Here is a 14,795-nt window from a genome sequence, read left to right on the forward strand (position 1 = left end):
TTGTCGCGGCGACTCTGAACGTCGCTTCAACAAGCGCCTTATTCACGGCATTTTGCAGATATGTCCCAGCCTTTGTTCAAGGGCCTGTTCCCGGCGCTCGTGACCCCCTTCCGCGACGGCGGCGTCGATGAGGAGGCGTTCATTCGCCTCGTCGAACGCCAGATCGCCGGCGGGGTGCACGGGCTGGTGCCCGTCGGCACCACCGGCGAGACGGCCACGCTTTCCCATGACGAGCACCGCCGGGTGGTCGAGCTCTGCGTCAAGACGGCGCACGGCCGCGTGCCGGTGATCGCCGGCGCCGGCTCCAACTCCACTGAGGAGGCGATCGAGCTGGTGCGCCACGCCAAGGCGATCGGCGCCGACGCGGCCCTGGTGGTCACGCCCTATTACGTGCGGCCGAACCAGGAAGGGCTCTACGCCCACTACCGCGCGATCAACGACGCCGTGCAGTTGCCGGTGATGGTCTACAACGTGCCCGGCCGCACCGGCGTCGACATCTCCAACGAGGTGCTGGCTCGGCTCGCCACGCTGCCGAACATCGTCGGAATCAAGGACGCCACCGGCGACCTGCCGCGGGCCAGCATGCAGCGGCTGATGTGCGGCGACGACTGGGTGATGCTGTCGGGCGACGACCCCAGCGGCCTTGGCTACCTGGCGCACGGCGGCCACGGCTGCATCTCGGTGACCTCCAACGTCGCGCCGGAGCAGACCTCGGCCTTCTACAACGCGGCGATGAGCGGCGACTGGGCCGGCGCGCTGCAGCACCAGGACCGGCTGATCCGGCTGCACCGGGCGATGTTCACCGACGCCTCGCCGGCGCCGTGCAAGTTCGCCCTGGCCCACCTCGGCCTGTGCACCGACGAGGTGCGGCTGCCGCTGGTGGCGGCGTCCGAAGCGTCGCGGACCGAAGTGCTGGCGGCGATGCACGACGCGGGCGTGATCTGATCGCCCTACAGTCCGTCATCGCCCGGCGCGTCCGGGCGACCCATCCCGAAGTCGTTCCGCAGCAGCTGCGGCGGGGCTTTGGGCTGGAAGGCCCGGACAAGCCGGGCCATGACGGAGGAGGAGCGGAAGATCCTTTTCGCGGCGTTCGTGTTTTCGTGGCTCCAGACACCATATGTCCGCCTGAGCGGGCGGGGATGACATGGCCGGTAATCTGATTGCGGAGAACCGCCGCGCGCGGTTCGACTATTTCCTGGAGCAGACGTTCGAGGCGGGGCTGTCGCTGACCGGCTCGGAGGTCAAATCGCTGCGCAACGGCCGCGCCAACATCGCCGAAAGCTATGCGGCGGTGGAGGGCAACCAGATCGTCCTGATCAACGCCGACATCCCGCCCTACACCCAGGCCAACCGCTTCAACCACGAGCCGCGCCGGCCGCGGAAGCTGCTGCTGCACCGCAAGGAGATCGAGCGGTTGATCGGCGCGGTGCAGCGCGAAGGCCGCACCCTCGTGCCGACCAAGCTCTACTGGAACGACAAGGGGCTGGCGAAGCTCGAGATCGCCCTGGCCAAGGGCAAGAAGCTGCACGACAAGCGCGACGTCGCCGCCGAGCGCGACTGGCAGCGCGACAAGGCCCGCCTGATGAAGGACCACGGGTAGGTCCCCGCGCCCCTTTTTCCGCTCACCCCGCGCAAGCGGGGGCCCAGGCTTTTTTGTTGGCCCGGGTGTGGTGAACGCAAAACGCCTGGATCCCCGCTTTCGCGGGGACGACCGGGGAGATTGGCGACGCTCTGCCTATCCCTCGATCAGCTCCTTCGCCCGCACGAAGACCGCCTCGAACATCTCCGCGGTCAGCCGGCCGGTGTTCGTGTTCAGTCTGGAGCAGTGATAGCTGTTCAGCACCGTGTAGGGGCCGGCCTGGAACTCCGAGCCGTGGCCGGCGACGCCGGCCGAGGCCTTCAGCCCGAGCGCGCGCAGCAGGTTGCGGCGCGAGACGTCGCCCAGGGTGACGATCACCTTCAGTCGCGGTAGGGCGGCGATCCGGGCGGTCAGGAACGGCCGGCAGTTGGCCTCCTCGGCGGTCTCCGGCTTGTTGCCGGGCGGGGCGCAGCGGACCGCGTTGGTGATCATGCTGTCGACCAGCTCCAGCCCGTCGTCGGGGCGCGCCTCGTAGCGGCCGCGGGCGAAGCCCAGCTTGATCAGGGTATCGTAGAGCAGCACGCCGGCGTAGTCGCCGGTGAACGGCCGGCCTGTGCGATTGGCCCCCTGGCGGCCGGGCGCGAGGCCGACCACCAGCAGCCGCGCGCCGGGATCGCCGAACGACGGGGCCGGGCCGTTGAACCAGTCCGGATGGGCGGTGCGGTTGGTCTCGCGGTAGGCCACCAGCCGCGGGCAGAGCGGGCAGTCGCGGGCTGGCTCCGGGCCGCAGGCCGCGGCCGCCAGATCAAGCTTCGTCACCGGCTGTTCTTCCTCATCGGTCAGGCGTAAACGCGGCGCACGAATAGCCAGCGCCGCCGCCGATGAACAGGCTGGCGGCCGAGCCTTAAGGACGCGCCATAGCCACGGACCTCGCCAGCCCCGACCTCGACGCCGCCGTGGTGGTGGCGCTGGGCAGCAATCTGGCAGGCGACTACGCCTCGTCCGAGGCGCTGCTGGAGGCGGCGCTGGCGGCTTTCCCGGCGGCCGGCCTGCGCGTGCTCGCCCGCTCGGCCTGGTGGCGCTCGGCCGCCTGGCCCGATCCGGCCGGGCCGGAGTACCGCAACGGCGTGGCTCTGGCGGCGAGCGCGGGCGGCCCGGAAGCGACCCTGGCGGCGCTGCTGCAGGTGGAAGCCGGCTTCAACCGTCGCCGCGACGCCCGCAACGCGCCGCGCACCCTGGATCTCGACCTGATCGCTCACGGCCGCAGCGTGATCGCCACTCCGGGCCTGACCTTGCCGCATCCGCGCGCCCACGAACGGCTGTTCGTCATGGGGCCGCTGGCGCAGATCGCGCCGGCCTGGCGCCACCCGCTGCTCGGCCAAACGGCGGCGAATCTCGCGGCTGCGGCGACGGTAGGGCTGGATGCAGAGCCATGCGGCGTTGCACAATGAGGTCCGACCCTCTATTTTCGCTCGTTCTATCTCCCGTCTGAGGACTCCATGGCTCGCGTCACCGTCGAAGATTGCATCGAGAAGGTCCCCAACCGCTTCAGCCTCGTGCTGCTGGCGGCCCACCGCGCCCGCGCCATTTCGGCCGGCGCGCCGCTCCTGGTCGATCGCGACAACGACAAGAACCCGGTGGTCTCGCTGCGCGAGATCGCCGACGACGTCGTCGACGCCGACGACCTGCGCGAGAATCTGATCGGCACCCTGCAGCGCGTCGATGAGCGCTCCGAGGCCGAGGAAGAGGCGGAGACTCTGGCCCTGCTGGCGGATCCGACGCACATGCAGATGAGCGAACTCGAGCTCGTCCGCGCGCTGCAAAGCGACCGCGACGGCGGTCAGGAGGAGCGGTACTGAGCCCGGAAGGCGCAGACCCTCTTACCGTTGAGGCGACCCCTGCGGCCGCCGCGCTGAAGGACGGCCCTAAGGACGGGGCGGCGCAGGCCGCCTCGGTCCCAGCCGCTCCGGGCCAGACCGCACCGGGCCAGACGGCCTCGGCCAAGCGGCCCCGGTTCCTTCGCCAGTTCGAGCTGATCGAGAAGGTCCGGTCCTACGACCCGACCGCCGACGAAGCGCTGCTGAACCGCGCCTACGTCTACGCCATGCGGATGCACGGGGCGCAGACGCGCGCCTCCGGCGACCCCTATTTCGCCCACCCGATCGAGGTGGCGGGCATCCTCACCGACTACCGCCTGGATACGGCGACGATCGTGACGGCGCTGCTGCACGACGTGATCGAGGACACCCCGGTCACCCGCAAGGAGATCGACGAGCTCTTCGGGCCGGAGATCGGCGAGCTGGTCGAGGGGGTGACCAAGCTCTCCAAGCTGGAGCTTTCCTCCGAGCATCTCCGCCAGGCGGAAAACCTTCGGAAATTCATTCTGGCGATCAGCCGGGACGTGCGCGTGCTGCTGGTGAAGCTGGCCGACCGGCTGCACAACATGCGCACGCTGCACTACATCAAGAGCCCAGCTAAGCGGGAGCGGATCGCGCGCGAGACGCTCGACATCTACGCCCCGCTGGCGCGCTCGATCGGCGTGCACCGGATCTGTACCGAGCTTGAGGAACTGGCCTTCGCGCACCTCAATCCGGTCGCGCGCGACGCCATCCACCGGCGGCTCGAGACACTGCGCCAGGAGCAGGGCGGGGCGGTGTCGCTGGTCTCCGGGGAAATCGCCGCGCGTCTGGAGGCGGCCGGCATTCCGGCCCGCGTGTTCGGCCGCGAAAAGCATCCCTATTCGATCTGGCGCAAGCTGCAGCGGAAATCGATCGGCTTCTCGCAGCTGTCGGACATCTACGCCTTCCGGGTGATCACCGACACCGAGGACGACTGCTATCGGGCGCTGGGCGTGATCCACCGCGCCTGGCCGAGCGTGCCCGAGCGGTTCAAGGACTTCATCTCGACGCCCAAGCGGAACAACTACCGCTCGCTGCACACAACGGTGGTGGGGCCCAAGGGCATGCGCATCGAGATGCAGATCCGCACCGAGGCGATGGATCTGGTGGCCGAGGAGGGCGTCGCGGCCCACTGGCGCTACAAGGACCAGTCCTACGGCTTCGACGTCGAGCATCAGAAGGCCGCTGGCGGCCGCGACCCGCTGGTCAACTTGCGCCACCTGGTCCAGGTGCTGGAGCACGGCGGCGACGCCGAGGAACTGGTCGAGCACGCCAAGCTCGAAATGTTCCTCGACCAGGTCTTCGTCTTCACGCCGAAGGGCCAACTGGTCAGCCTGCCGAGCGGCGCGATGCCGCTCGACTTCGCCTATGCGGTGCACACCGACATCGGCGACACCACCATCGGGGTGAAGATCAACGGCGAGCTGAAGCCGCTGCGCACGACGCTGCAGAACGGCGACGTGGTCGAGGTGATCCGCGGCGGCAAGCCGGTCGTGCCGCCGGACTGGCGCTCGCTGGCGGTGACCGGCCGGGCGCGCTCGGCGATCCGCCGGCATATCCGCCAGACCGAGAAGGAAGAGTTCACCCGGCTGGGCCGCGTGACCGTCGACCAGGCCTTCGAGGCGGCCGGCAAGGTGTTGAAGGAGGTCTCGCTGCGGCCTGCGCTCGACCGCTTCGCGGCGCCCGGCGAGGAAGAGCTGTACGAGAGCGTCGGCCGCGGGCGGGTCACCCCGCCGCAGGTGCTCGACGCGATCTTCCCGGGACTGAAGGCCACCGAACGCGAGGCGGCCTCGGCGCGCCGGCGCATCGAGGAAGGCAAGGGCGCGCGCCTCTACGTCCGCGGCGGCGGTCTGACGCCCGGCGTCAGCATCCACTTCGGCCCCTGCTGCTCGCCGGTGCCGGGCGACCGGATCGTCGGCATCCTGGAAGGCGACGGCCGGGGCCTGACCGTCCACACCATCGATTGCGAGCGGCTCGAGGAGTACGAGGACCGCGAAGAGTTGTGGCGCGACCTGCAGTGGACGCCGGAAGCCGAGCGCAACGCCATCGCCCGCGCCCGACTGACGGCCACCATCCGCAACGCGCCCGGCGTGCTCGGCCAGGCCTGCAGCATCATCGGCGAGTCCGGCGGCAACATCGTCGGCCTGCACATGCATCACCGGCAGAAGGACTTCTTCGACGTCGACTTCGACCTCGAAGTCCAGGACGCCCGCCACGTGACGCACATCGCCGCCGCGCTGAGGGCCAATCCCAGCGTCGAGACGGTGGACCGGACGAAGGCTTAGGGGCGCGCAGCCTGACCTCTCCCCGCGTGCGGGGAGAGGGCGAAGACTTTCGCGCGGCGCTTTTCCGGATTATCTCCGGGTCATGAACACCGAAGACGTCCTCAACGAGTTCCGGGCCGCGGGCGCGCTGCGCGAAGGCCATTTTGTCCTGTCGTCCGGCCTGCACTCGGGCGTCTTCCTGCAGAAGAACCTGGTCTTCCAGTATCCCGAGCGCACCGAGCGGCTGTGCAAGGCGCTGGCGGCGAAGATCCGCGAGGCGGTGGGCGAGGTCGACATCTGCGTCTCGCCGGCGGTCGGCGGCATCATCCCGGGCTACGAGACCGCGCGGCACCTCGGCGTGCCGTCGGTCTACGTCGAGCGCGAGGGCGGTGAGTTCAAGCTGCGCCGGGCGTTCGAGATCCCCGAGGGCGCCCGCGTCGCCATGGTCGAGGACATCGTCTCCACCGGCCTGTCGTCGCGCGAATGCGTCGAGGCGATCCGCAAGGCCGGCGGCAACGTCGTGGTCGCCGCCTGCCTGGTCGACCGTTCCGGCGGCAAGGCCGATCCCGGCGCGCCGTTCGTGGCGCTGGCCCGGCTCGACGTGCCGGCCTATCCGGCGGACCAGCTGCCGCCGGAGCTGGCGGCGATCCCGACCGAGGATCCTGGCAGCCGGCGGCTGAGCAAATGAGCCATCTTCGCCTCGGCGTGAACATCGACCACGTGGCGACCGTTCGGAACGCCCGGGGCGAGAGCTATCCCGACCCGGTGCGCGCCGCCGAGGCGGCGCTGGCGGCCGGGGCGGACGGGATCACCGCCCACCTGCGCGAGGATCGCCGGCACATCTCCGACGCCGACATCGACGCGCTCGCCGACATCACCCGCAAGCGCGGCCGGCCGCTGAACCTGGAGATGGCGGTCACCGCCGAAATGGAGGCGATCGCGCTGGCTCACCGGCCACACGCCGCCTGCCTGGTGCCGGAGCGGCGCGAGGAGGTCACCACCGAGGGCGGCCTCGACGTCGTCGGCGGCCTGGAGCGGATCGCACCGCTCGTCGGCCGGCTCGCCGCCGCCGGCATCCGCGTCTCCTGCTTCATCGACGCCGACCTGGCGCAGGTCGCCGCGGCGAAGGCGGCGGGGGCGGCGGTGGTCGAATTCCACACCGGCGCCTACTGCGAGGCGGTGCGCCACCGCTCGCCCGAAGCGGCCCGCCTGCTCGAGCAGGTGAAGGCCGCGGCCCGCGAGGCGCAGCGCCTCGGCCTGGAGGTCCACGCCGGCCACGGCATCGACTACGAGACGGTGAAGCCGATCGCCGCGATCCCCGAGGTGGTCGAGCTGAACATCGGCCATTTCCTGATCGGCGAGGCGATCTTCATTGGCCTTGGCCCGGCGATCCAGCGCATGCGCGCGCTGATGGACGATGCGCGCGCCGCGGCGAGGGCGGCATGATCATCGGCCTGGGCTCGGATCTCTCGGACATCCGTCGGGTGGAGAAGAGCCTGGAGCGGTTCGGCGAGCGCTTCACCAACCGTGTCTTCACCGAGATCGAGCGGACCCGCTCGGAGCGCAAGACCGACCGCGCGGCCAGCTACGCCAAGCGGTTCGCCGCCAAGGAGGCCTGCGCCAAGGCGCTGGGCACCGGCATCCGCCACGGGGTCTTCTGGCGCGACATGGGGGTGGCCAATCTGCCGTCCGGCAAGCCGACCATGGTGCTGACCGGCGGCGCGCTGGAGCGCCTGCAGGCGATCACGCCGGAGGGGCATGTGGCGGCGATCCACCTCAGCCTGACCGACGACCACCCCTACGCCCAGGCCTTCGTGATCATCGAGGCTCTGCCTGCAGGCTGAGGCGGGGCGGGGGGCTCCATGAACGCCGAACTGTTGGACTTCGTCCGCCGCGCGCTCGAAAAGGGGCTGTCGCGCGATCAGGTGGCCGAGGCGCTGACGCGCGCCGGCTGGAGCGAACCTGACATCCGCGCGGCGCTGGGCGCCTTCGCCGAGGTCGATTTCCCGATCCCGGTGCCGCGGCCCAGGCCCTATCTCTCGGCGCAGGAGGTGTTCACCTACGCGCTGCTGTTCACCGCCCTCTACGTCAGCGCCTTCAACCTGGTGGCGCTGGTCTTCCACTTCATCGATCTCGCCGTCGCCGAGCCGCGCTTCACCGACGTCCCGCAGGGCTTGCGGGCGTACGAGGCGATGCGAGGCAATATCGCGGCGCTGATCGTCGCCTTCCCGCTGTTCCTCCTGCTGTTTCGGGCCAATGAGCGCGGGCTCGTCGCCGACCCGACGAAGCGGGAGTCCAAGCCGCGCAAGTGGCTGACCTACCTGACGCTGTTCATCGCCGCGGCGGTGCTGATCGGCGATCTGTCCGGCCTGGTCTACCGGCTGCTCGGCGGCGACCTGACGATCCGCTTCCTGCTGAAGGTGGCCACGGTCGGGGTGATCGCCGGCGGCGTGTTCGCCTACTTCCTGTCGGACATTCGTCGGGGCGAGCGGGCATGAGGCCGCGCGCTTCGACGATCTTTCTGAGCTGCGCCAGTCTGCTGGTCGGCGCGGCGGTGGCGAGCGGCATCTGGATTGTCGGCGGCCCGGGTTCGGCCCGGCTGCGCAAGTTCGACGACGAGCGGCTGCAGAGCCTGCAGCGGCTCGCTTCGGAAATCGACGGCCACTACGCGGCGCGCCAGGAGTTGCCGGCCAACCTTTCCGCGCTGGCGGCGGAAGCCGGCGACCTCGCGCCTGCGGCGCTGCAGGATCCCGCGACCGGCGTGGCTTACGGCTATCAGCGCAGGGGCCCGGCCGACTACCAGCTCTGCGCGCGGTTCTCGGCGGCAAGCGACGCCCAGACGCCGATCCGCTGGCGGCACGGCCGCGGGCAGGCCTGCTACAGCTTCACCGCGCCGCAGCCGAAGCGGACCGCCGACGGTTCGCGCTAGATCGGGCCCGGTCCTAGACGGTGAGCGCCGCGCGTCGGCGTTGCGCCAGGCGCGGGCCGACCATGTTGACCACCAGGCCGCCTAGCACCAGCGCCGCGGCGGTCAGCTTCCAGGGCTGCAGCGGCTCGGCCAGCAGCACTGCCGAGGCGCCCATGCCGAACACCGGCACCAGCAGCGACAGCGGCGAGATCGTCGCCGCCGGATGGCGGGCGAGCAGCCAGGCCCACATGCCGTAGCCAAACAGGGTGTTGCCGTAGGCCTGCCAGGCCACCGCCGCCCAGGTCGCCGGCGAGGCGTGGACGATGCTCTGCGTCACCGCGGTCCAGCCTTCGAAGGCGAAGGCCAGCAGGAACAGCGGCGGGACGGAGAACAGGCTCGCCCAGACCACATAGGCCAGCATGTTGGCTTTCGGCGTCGCGCGGGTGACGACGTTGCCGCCGGCCCAGGCGGCGGCCGACAGCAGGGTCAGGATCAGGCCAAGCGGCGTCACGTCGCCGTTGGCGTGCAGCATCAGCCAGCCGAGCCCGGCGGCGGCGAGCAGCAGGGCGGCCAGATGGTGGGCGCGCAGCCGTTCGCCGGAGATCATCACGGCCATGCCGATGGTGAAGAACACCTGCATCTGCGCGACCAGCGAGGCCAGGCCCGGCGAGATGTGCCCGCGCAGCGCGATGAAGATCAGGCCGAACTGGCCGACGCCGATCAGCAGGCCGTAGGCGGCCAGGTTGCGCCACGGCACGTCGGGGCGCTTCAGGAAGAAGACGGCGGGGATCAGCGCGACGGTGAACCGCAGGGCCGCCAGGGTCAGCGGCGGCAGCGCCTCGAGCGCCGCCTTGATGACCACGAAGTTCACCCCCCAGACGGCGACGATGGCGATGGCGAGTAGCAGGTGGAGGGGCGGCAGCGCGTCACGGTTCATCGGGCGCCCATATGGTCTATTCGACTGCTACGGCCAATAGCCGAATGAGCACGAGTTCACGGGCGCGCGGCCTTGCTCGTCGGCTATGCAACGCGTAGCAACAGCCGGTCCGGTGCGCCGGACGCCGTCAGGGACCATCCATGAGCGACAACGTGCAGGCTGCACAGCCCCCCGAGAAGACCGGCGCCGTCGGCGAGATCGTCGAGATCGTCAAGACCGTCTTCTACGCGCTGTTGATCGCCCTGGTCCTGAGGGTGCTGTTGTTCCAGCCGTTCACGATCCCGTCGGCGTCGATGGAGCCGAACCTGTACCAGGGCGACTACATCATCGTCTCGAAGTTCAGCTACGGCTATTCGCGCCACTCGATCCCGTTCAGCCCGCCGATCTTTCCCGGCCGCGTGCTGGGCAAGCCGGCCGAGCGTGGCGACGTCGTGGTCTTCAAGCTGCCGCGCGACGGGCACACCGACTATGTGAAGCGGGTGATCGGCCTGCCGGGCGACCGCATCCAGATGAAGGACGGCCTGCTCTTCCTCAACGGCCAGCAGGTGCAGCGCCAGTTCGCCGGCACGCGCAGCGAGGACACCGGCTTTGGCTTCGTCCGCGACGTGGCCAACTACCGCGAAACCCTGCCCGGCGGGCGGACCTTCCTGACCAGCGATTTCGGCGCTGACGGCGAGCTCGACAACACCGAGGTCTTCGTGGTGCCGGAAGGCCACTACTTCATGATGGGCGACAACCGCGACAACTCCTCGGACAGCCGCGTGCCCCCGGAAGCCGGCGGCGTCGGCTTCGTCCCGGCCGAGAACCTGGTCGGCAAGGCGCAGATCATCCTGCTGTCGTGGAAGCCCAGCGCCTCGATCCTGAAGCCCTGGACCTGGGTGTTCGACGCCCAGCCGAGCCGCTTCTTCCGCGTGCTGCAGTGATTGCGGCCCGATGAACGTTCGCGCGGCCGCCGTCGCCGAATTGGAGCGCCGGATCGGCCACGTCTTTAACGACCGCGACTTGCTGGAGCGGGCGCTGACCCACGCCAGCGTCGGCGACGGCGCCAAGTCGGTGCGCCACAACGAGCGGCTGGAGTTCCTGGGCGACCGGGTGCTGAACCTTTGCGCCGCCGAACGGCTGATGGCGCTGGACCCGGATTCGCGCGAAGGCGAGATGTCGCGCCTGCTCGCCAGCCTGGTGAACTACCACGCCTGCGCCCGGGCGGCGAAGCGGGTGGGCCTGCCCGAGGCGATGCGGTTCTCGGCCAGCGCCACCAAGGTCGGCGCGCGCCGCTCCGAGGCGGTGCTGGGCGACGCCTGCGAGGCGCTGATCGCGGCGCTGTACATCGACGGCGGCCTGGAATGTGCACGGGCTTTCTTCCTGGAATTCTGGCAGGAGGAGTTCGATCGCCTGAGCGAGCCGCGGAGCAAGGATTCCAAGACCCAGCTGCAGGAGTGGGCGCAAGGCCTGGGCCTGCCGCTGCCGGCCTATCAGGTGGTTGGCCGCGAGGGGCCGGACCATGCGCCCAGCTTCACGGTGCAGGTCGTGGTCGAGGGCTTCCCGCCCGAACAGGCGCAGGGCCGCTCTCGGCAGGACGCCGAGAAGGCCGCCGCCCAAGTGATGTTGTTGAAGCGTGAGGGGCCGGAACCCGACCCCGTTCAGGAGACAAGCCCATGAGCCGCGCCGGTTTCGCCGCCATTATCGGCGCGCCCAACGCGGGCAAGTCGACGCTGACCAATCGTCTGGTCGGGGCTAAGGTCTCGATCGTCACCCAGAAGGTGCAGACAACGCGCTTTCCGGTGCGTGGCGTGGCGATGGCGGGCGACGCCCAGATCGTGCTGGTCGACACGCCCGGGATCTTCCAGCCGCGCCGTCGGCTCGACCGGGCCATGGTCCGCGCCGCCTGGGGCGGCGCCCAGGACGCCGACGCGGTGGTCCACCTCGTCGACGCCGCCGCTGAGCTCGCCGTCGCCGAGCCGGGCGCCAAGGCCGCCGACAAGCGCGCCGCCATCGACGTCGAATCCATCGTCGAGGGGCTGAAGACCTCGGGCCGCCAGGCGATCCTGGCGCTGAACAAGGTCGATGCGGTCAAGCGCGACAAGCTGCTGGAGCTCTCCCAGCGGCTGTTCGCGACCGGCGTCTATTCCGAAGTGTTCATGATCTCGGCCACGACCGGCTCGGGCGTCGACGACCTGAAGGCGCGGCTCGCCGAGCTGATGCCGGAGAACCCCTGGTTCTATCCGGAGGACCAGACCGCCGACCTGCCGGCGCGGCTGCTGGCCGCCGAGATCACCCGCGAGAAGATTTACCTGCGTGTCCACGAGGAGCTGCCCTATGCGGCGGCGGTCGAGACGACCAAGTTCGAGGACCGCCAGGACGGCTCGGTGCGCATCGAGCAGACCATCTACGTCGAGCGTGAAAGCCAGCGGCCGATCGTCCTCGGCAAGGGTGGCCAGACCCTGAAGTGGATCGGCCAGAAGGCGCGCGAGGAGCTGAACGTCATCCTCGATCGGCCGGTGCACCTGTTCCTTCACGTGCAGGTCGACGAGCGCTGGGCCGACAAGCGCGAGTTCTATGGCGACGTCGGGCTGGACTTCGACGTCTGAGGCCACGTGTCATCCCGGACGGCCGGAGGCCGATCCGGGACCCATGCACAGGGCGCCGCCGGGTTGGGCGGCATGTTCGCCGAGACTCTACCTCTGAAATCGGTGTTCATGGGTCCCGGCTCGGCGTCGCTGACGCTCCTTGGCCGGGATGACAGTTGAAGTAGCATGGAATTCGAAGACGACGCCTTCGTGCTGAGCGCGCGCGCCCATGGCGAGGCGGGCGCCATCGTCGAGTTCCTGACCGCGCAGCACGGCAAGTACGCCGCCCATGTGGCCGGCGGCGCGTCCCGGCGCATGAAGCCGGCGCTGCAGCCGGGCGCCCAGGTGATCGCCCGCTTTCGCGCCCGGGTCGCCGACCAGCTGGGCTCGGCCAGCGTCGAGCCGGTCGGCGAGGGGCCGGCGGCGCTGTTCGACGACCGGATGGCGCTGACCGGACTTTCGGCCGCCGCGGCGGTGGCGGCCGGCGCGCTGCCCGAGCGCGAGCCGCATCCGGGAGCCTATCTGGCGTTCGAGGCCCTGACCCGGGCGCTGCTCCACCCGGACATCTGGCCGGCGGTGTTCGTCCGCTTCGAGGCCGGCCTGCTGCAGGACCTGGGGTTCGGCCTCGATCTGTCGAAGTGCGCCGCGACCGGCGAACGCGACGACCTGATCTACGTCAGCCCGAAGACCGGCCGTGCGGTGAGCCGCAAGGCCGGCGAACCCTACAAGGACCGGATGCTGAAGCTTCCGCCCTTCATGCTCGGGGCGCAGGCGGGGCTAGGCCCCGGCGACGTGGGCGCGGGGCTCGCCCTGACCGGCCACTTTCTCGAAGCGTTTATCTTCAATCCGCTTAATCGCCCGCTGCCGCCGGCGCGGCTTTGGCTGGTGGACCAGCTGAGTGCGGCGGGGCGCCTCTGACGCCGCAAGGTTGCGGGCGATCAGCGTCGTCGCGGCGACGCGCATCCACGGCTCCATGACCGCGGGCAGGCGGACGGTGACGCGCTGCGCCGGACCGCCCGGATCGCGCGGCGACGGCTTCAGGGTGATCGCCAGCCGGTTGACGCCCAGGCTGACGATCCGCGCCTGGTCGATGTCGCGCCAGCGGATCTGCCGGGTCGGCGTCAGGCGCAGGCCATTTGGGCTGACCTCCACCTGCGGCCAGGGCCGGACCAGGCCCGCCACCACCGGGGTCGCGCCCAGCGCCATCAGCGCCGCGCCGGCCATCGCCGCCAGTTGCAGCGGCAGGCCGCCGGCCAGGGCGAAGCGGTCGATCGCCGCCAGGCCGGTGACGAAGGCGCCGGCGACGCCCAGCCAGGCGGCGGCGATCAGCACCTGGTCGACCTTCGGCGCCGGGGCGACCTCCAGCGTCTTGAGGCTCGCCGGATCGACGTCGGGGGCTTGGACCGTGCCCAGGCGGATCGCCAGCAAGGCGCTGGGGGCGAGCACCAGCAGGGCCGCCAGCGCGCCGTAGCGCACCGGATCGGGCCCGATCACCAGGGCGAAGGTGGAGACGGCCATGATCGCGGAGATCAATGCGCTCTGGGCGCTGGCGCGGAAATTCTGGGTCAGCATCACGGGTCCGGACGATCGGCGGAGGTCCGCCAGCCTGCACCCAGCGTAGAGGTCGACAACCTAAGCTTCGGCCAATGAACGTAGTTATCGAGCGGTGTCCGCCGCTGGTGAACTCTTAGCGCCAGTCGTCGACCACGAAGCAATCCGGGCGGTTGTGCCCGGGTTCGTCGGGCCGTTGCATGGCCACGCCCTCGAAGGTCACGGCGAATCCGCGCTCCGACATCAGCCGGTGGGCGTCGCGCCGCGCGGCGTTGACCCCGGCGATCAGCTGTTCGGCGCCCTGGGCATGGGCGAAGGCCTCGCAGGCCGACAGCAGGCGCTCGAAGTCGCGGGCGGCGTGCTGGCCAGGCCGCGCCGCGCCGAACTTGAGGTAGGCGGCGCCGGAGCCCGCCTCGCTGCCGCCGCCAACGTGGCAGACCGCGAATCCGGCGAGATCCGAACCGTCGTAGACGAGAACCGTGTCGCCCAGGCCCTGGTCCGCGACGGCCTGGATCTCGCGTCGCAGGTCGAGCCCGGGGCTCACCGCGTCGGTCAGCGTCCGGCAGGCGGCGAGGCTGGCCGCGCGGGCGTCTTGCTGCAGGGAGGACAAGCTCGCCCACTGACCAGACGCCGCTTGCGGCTCCACCGCCTTGGCCATCACCGGCGTGAGCGCCTGCTTCGTGAAGCCGAACTTGCCGTAGAGCGCGTGGTGCTTGGGGCTGTCGGCGAAGGTGAAGAGCGCCGCCTGGCGCGTCCCCCAGGCGTCGAACTGCGCCATCGTCGGGACGAGCAGGCGTTGCGCGACGCCGTGGCCCCAGAAGTCCGGGTGCACCGTCACCGGGCCGAAGAAGCCGAAGTCGCCCCAATCGGTGGCGAAGCTCGACCCGATCAGGCGGCCGTCCGCAAAGACGCCGACCGCCGCCTCCGGGCGGGCGCGCCAGCGTGTCGCCACCAGGTCCGCATCGCCCACGAAACTCAGTGGATCGGGCAAGCCGAGGTGCGTGCCGAACGCGAGGCGAAACACATGGTCGGCGGCGGGCAGGTCCTCCTCGCGGAGGGGACGGATGCTGATGTCCATTCGGCGGCTCCCC

The 14,795-nt window shown here is 70.3% G+C and carries 17 protein-coding genes; 14 read left to right on the forward strand and 3 right to left on the reverse strand.

The genetic code is table 11. From position 1 onward, the window contains the following. Nucleotides 1-60: 60 nt before the first annotated feature. Complete coding sequence (gene dapA / locus ACSQ14_RS07720; protein ID WP_436011339.1) at nucleotides 61-945, forward strand: 4-hydroxy-tetrahydrodipicolinate synthase; 885 nt, start codon at nucleotides 61-63, stop codon at nucleotides 943-945. Between the two features lie 199 nt (nucleotides 946-1,144). Next, nucleotides 1,145-1,600, forward strand: coding sequence for an SsrA-binding protein SmpB (gene smpB, locus ACSQ14_RS07725; RefSeq protein ID WP_436011341.1), 456 nt, complete (start codon nucleotides 1,145-1,147; stop codon nucleotides 1,598-1,600). Between the two features lie 135 nt (nucleotides 1,601-1,735). Here the strand turns inward: smpB and ACSQ14_RS07730 are convergent, their stop codons facing one another. Beyond that, nucleotides 1,736-2,398, reverse strand: a complete 663-nt coding sequence (locus tag ACSQ14_RS07730) for a uracil-DNA glycosylase (protein ID WP_436011343.1) — start codon at nucleotides 2,396-2,398, stop codon at nucleotides 1,736-1,738. A 137-nt stretch (nucleotides 2,399-2,535) separates the two neighbouring features. Here ACSQ14_RS07730 and folK point away from each other — a divergent pair, with 137 nt between their 5' ends. From folK to ACSQ14_RS07770, 8 genes are all read left to right on the forward strand, one after another. Further along, nucleotides 2,536-3,030 carry a 2-amino-4-hydroxy-6-hydroxymethyldihydropteridine diphosphokinase gene (gene folK, locus ACSQ14_RS07735; protein ID WP_436011345.1) on the forward strand — a complete coding sequence of 165 codons (495 nt, stop codon included), beginning with the start codon at nucleotides 2,536-2,538 and terminating at the stop codon, nucleotides 3,028-3,030. Nucleotides 3,031-3,078: 48 nt separating this feature from the next. Beyond that, a complete protein-coding gene (gene rpoZ, locus ACSQ14_RS07740) occupies nucleotides 3,079-3,438 on the forward strand; it encodes a DNA-directed RNA polymerase subunit omega (protein ID WP_436011347.1) in 360 nt (119 codons plus the stop codon). A gap of 245 nt (nucleotides 3,439-3,683) precedes the next feature. Next, nucleotides 3,684-5,762: a RelA/SpoT family protein gene (locus tag ACSQ14_RS07745; protein WP_436011349.1), complete on the forward strand. Its 2,079-nt coding sequence runs from the start codon at nucleotides 3,684-3,686 to the stop codon at nucleotides 5,760-5,762. 82 nt (nucleotides 5,763-5,844) lie between these two features. Beyond that, nucleotides 5,845-6,429, forward strand: coding sequence for an orotate phosphoribosyltransferase (pyrE, locus tag ACSQ14_RS07750; protein WP_436011351.1), 585 nt, complete (start codon nucleotides 5,845-5,847; stop codon nucleotides 6,427-6,429). Then, nucleotides 6,426-7,187 (forward strand): pyridoxine 5'-phosphate synthase, encoded by a 762-nt coding sequence (locus ACSQ14_RS07755; RefSeq protein ID WP_436011353.1) that lies wholly within the window; start codon nucleotides 6,426-6,428, stop codon nucleotides 7,185-7,187. Before pyrE ends, ACSQ14_RS07755 begins: the two co-directional genes overlap by 4 nt. Next, nucleotides 7,184-7,585 (forward strand): holo-ACP synthase, encoded by a 402-nt coding sequence (acpS, locus tag ACSQ14_RS07760; RefSeq protein ID WP_436011355.1) that lies wholly within the window; start codon nucleotides 7,184-7,186, stop codon nucleotides 7,583-7,585. The genes ACSQ14_RS07755 and acpS overlap by 4 nt, the downstream gene beginning before the upstream one ends. 18 nt (nucleotides 7,586-7,603) lie before the next feature. After that, the gene (locus ACSQ14_RS07765; protein ID WP_436011358.1) at nucleotides 7,604-8,239 is read left to right on the forward strand and encodes a DUF5671 domain-containing protein; all 636 of its coding nucleotides are present in this window, start codon (nucleotides 7,604-7,606) and stop codon (nucleotides 8,237-8,239) included. Continuing rightward, a complete protein-coding gene (locus tag ACSQ14_RS07770) occupies nucleotides 8,236-8,670 on the forward strand; it encodes a hypothetical protein (RefSeq protein ID WP_436011360.1) in 435 nt (144 codons plus the stop codon). The genes ACSQ14_RS07765 and ACSQ14_RS07770 overlap by 4 nt, the downstream gene beginning before the upstream one ends. A 13-nt stretch (nucleotides 8,671-8,683) precedes the next feature. Here the strand turns inward: ACSQ14_RS07770 and ACSQ14_RS07775 are convergent, their stop codons facing one another. After that, a complete protein-coding gene (locus ACSQ14_RS07775; RefSeq protein ID WP_436011362.1) occupies nucleotides 8,684-9,586 on the reverse strand; it encodes an EamA family transporter in 903 nt (300 codons plus the stop codon). Between the two features lie 140 nt (nucleotides 9,587-9,726). On the opposite strand from ACSQ14_RS07775, the gene lepB reads away from it, so the two are divergent. The 4 genes from lepB (at nucleotide 9,727) to recO (ending at nucleotide 13,071) form a co-directional block, all read left to right on the forward strand. Continuing rightward, nucleotides 9,727-10,509: a signal peptidase I gene (gene lepB, locus ACSQ14_RS07780; protein WP_436011364.1), complete on the forward strand. Its 783-nt coding sequence runs from the start codon at nucleotides 9,727-9,729 to the stop codon at nucleotides 10,507-10,509. Nucleotides 10,510-10,519: 10 nt separating this feature from the next. Then, complete coding sequence (gene rnc, locus ACSQ14_RS07785) at nucleotides 10,520-11,245, forward strand: ribonuclease III (protein ID WP_436011366.1); 726 nt, start codon at nucleotides 10,520-10,522, stop codon at nucleotides 11,243-11,245. Then, nucleotides 11,242-12,174: a GTPase Era gene (era, locus tag ACSQ14_RS07790; RefSeq protein WP_436011368.1), complete on the forward strand. Its 933-nt coding sequence runs from the start codon at nucleotides 11,242-11,244 to the stop codon at nucleotides 12,172-12,174. The genes rnc and era overlap by 4 nt, the downstream gene beginning before the upstream one ends. A gap of 165 nt (nucleotides 12,175-12,339) precedes the next feature. Continuing rightward, nucleotides 12,340-13,071 (forward strand): DNA repair protein RecO, encoded by a 732-nt coding sequence (gene recO / locus ACSQ14_RS07795; protein ID WP_436011370.1) that lies wholly within the window; start codon nucleotides 12,340-12,342, stop codon nucleotides 13,069-13,071. A gap of 769 nt (nucleotides 13,072-13,840) precedes the next feature. Here the strand turns inward: recO and ACSQ14_RS07800 are convergent. Next, a complete protein-coding gene (locus ACSQ14_RS07800) occupies nucleotides 13,841-14,782 on the reverse strand; it encodes a GNAT family N-acetyltransferase (protein WP_436011373.1) in 942 nt (313 codons plus the stop codon). Between the last annotated feature and the right edge of the window lie 13 nt (nucleotides 14,783-14,795).

This window comes from Phenylobacterium sp. LjRoot219 (assembly GCF_964252995.1).
In the GTDB taxonomy this organism is placed as follows: Bacteria; Pseudomonadota; Alphaproteobacteria; order Caulobacterales; family Caulobacteraceae; genus Phenylobacterium.

Bases quoted from the DNA above. Each gene is read 5' to 3' on its own strand.
- ACSQ14_RS07755 (WP_436011353.1), top strand. From the start codon at position 6,426: ATGAGCCATCTTCGCCTCGGCGTGAACATCGACCACGTGGCGACCGTT.
- ACSQ14_RS07770 (WP_436011360.1), top strand. From the start codon at position 8,236: ATGAGGCCGCGCGCTTCGACGATCTTTCTGAGCTGCGCCAGTCTGCTG.
- lepB (WP_436011364.1), top strand. From the start codon at position 9,727: ATGAGCGACAACGTGCAGGCTGCACAGCCCCCCGAGAAGACCGGCGCC.
- ACSQ14_RS07765 (WP_436011358.1), top strand. From the start codon at position 7,604: ATGAACGCCGAACTGTTGGACTTCGTCCGCCGCGCGCTCGAAAAGGGG.
- ACSQ14_RS07775 (WP_436011362.1), bottom strand. From the start codon at position 9,586: ATGAACCGTGACGCGCTGCCGCCCCTCCACCTGCTACTCGCCATCGCC.
- era (WP_436011368.1), top strand. From the start codon at position 11,242: ATGAGCCGCGCCGGTTTCGCCGCCATTATCGGCGCGCCCAACGCGGGC.
- acpS (WP_436011355.1), top strand. From the start codon at position 7,184: ATGATCATCGGCCTGGGCTCGGATCTCTCGGACATCCGTCGGGTGGAG.
- smpB (WP_436011341.1), top strand. From the start codon at position 1,145: ATGGCCGGTAATCTGATTGCGGAGAACCGCCGCGCGCGGTTCGACTAT.
- ACSQ14_RS07800 (WP_436011373.1), bottom strand. From the start codon at position 14,782: ATGGACATCAGCATCCGTCCCCTCCGCGAGGAGGACCTGCCCGCCGCC.
- dapA (WP_436011339.1), top strand. From the start codon at position 61: ATGTCCCAGCCTTTGTTCAAGGGCCTGTTCCCGGCGCTCGTGACCCCC.
- rpoZ (WP_436011347.1), top strand. From the start codon at position 3,079: ATGGCTCGCGTCACCGTCGAAGATTGCATCGAGAAGGTCCCCAACCGC.
- rnc (WP_436011366.1), top strand. From the start codon at position 10,520: ATGAACGTTCGCGCGGCCGCCGTCGCCGAATTGGAGCGCCGGATCGGC.
- recO (WP_436011370.1), top strand. From the start codon at position 12,340: ATGGAATTCGAAGACGACGCCTTCGTGCTGAGCGCGCGCGCCCATGGC.
- ACSQ14_RS07745 (WP_436011349.1), top strand. From the start codon at position 3,684: ATGCGGATGCACGGGGCGCAGACGCGCGCCTCCGGCGACCCCTATTTC.
- pyrE (WP_436011351.1), top strand. From the start codon at position 5,845: ATGAACACCGAAGACGTCCTCAACGAGTTCCGGGCCGCGGGCGCGCTG.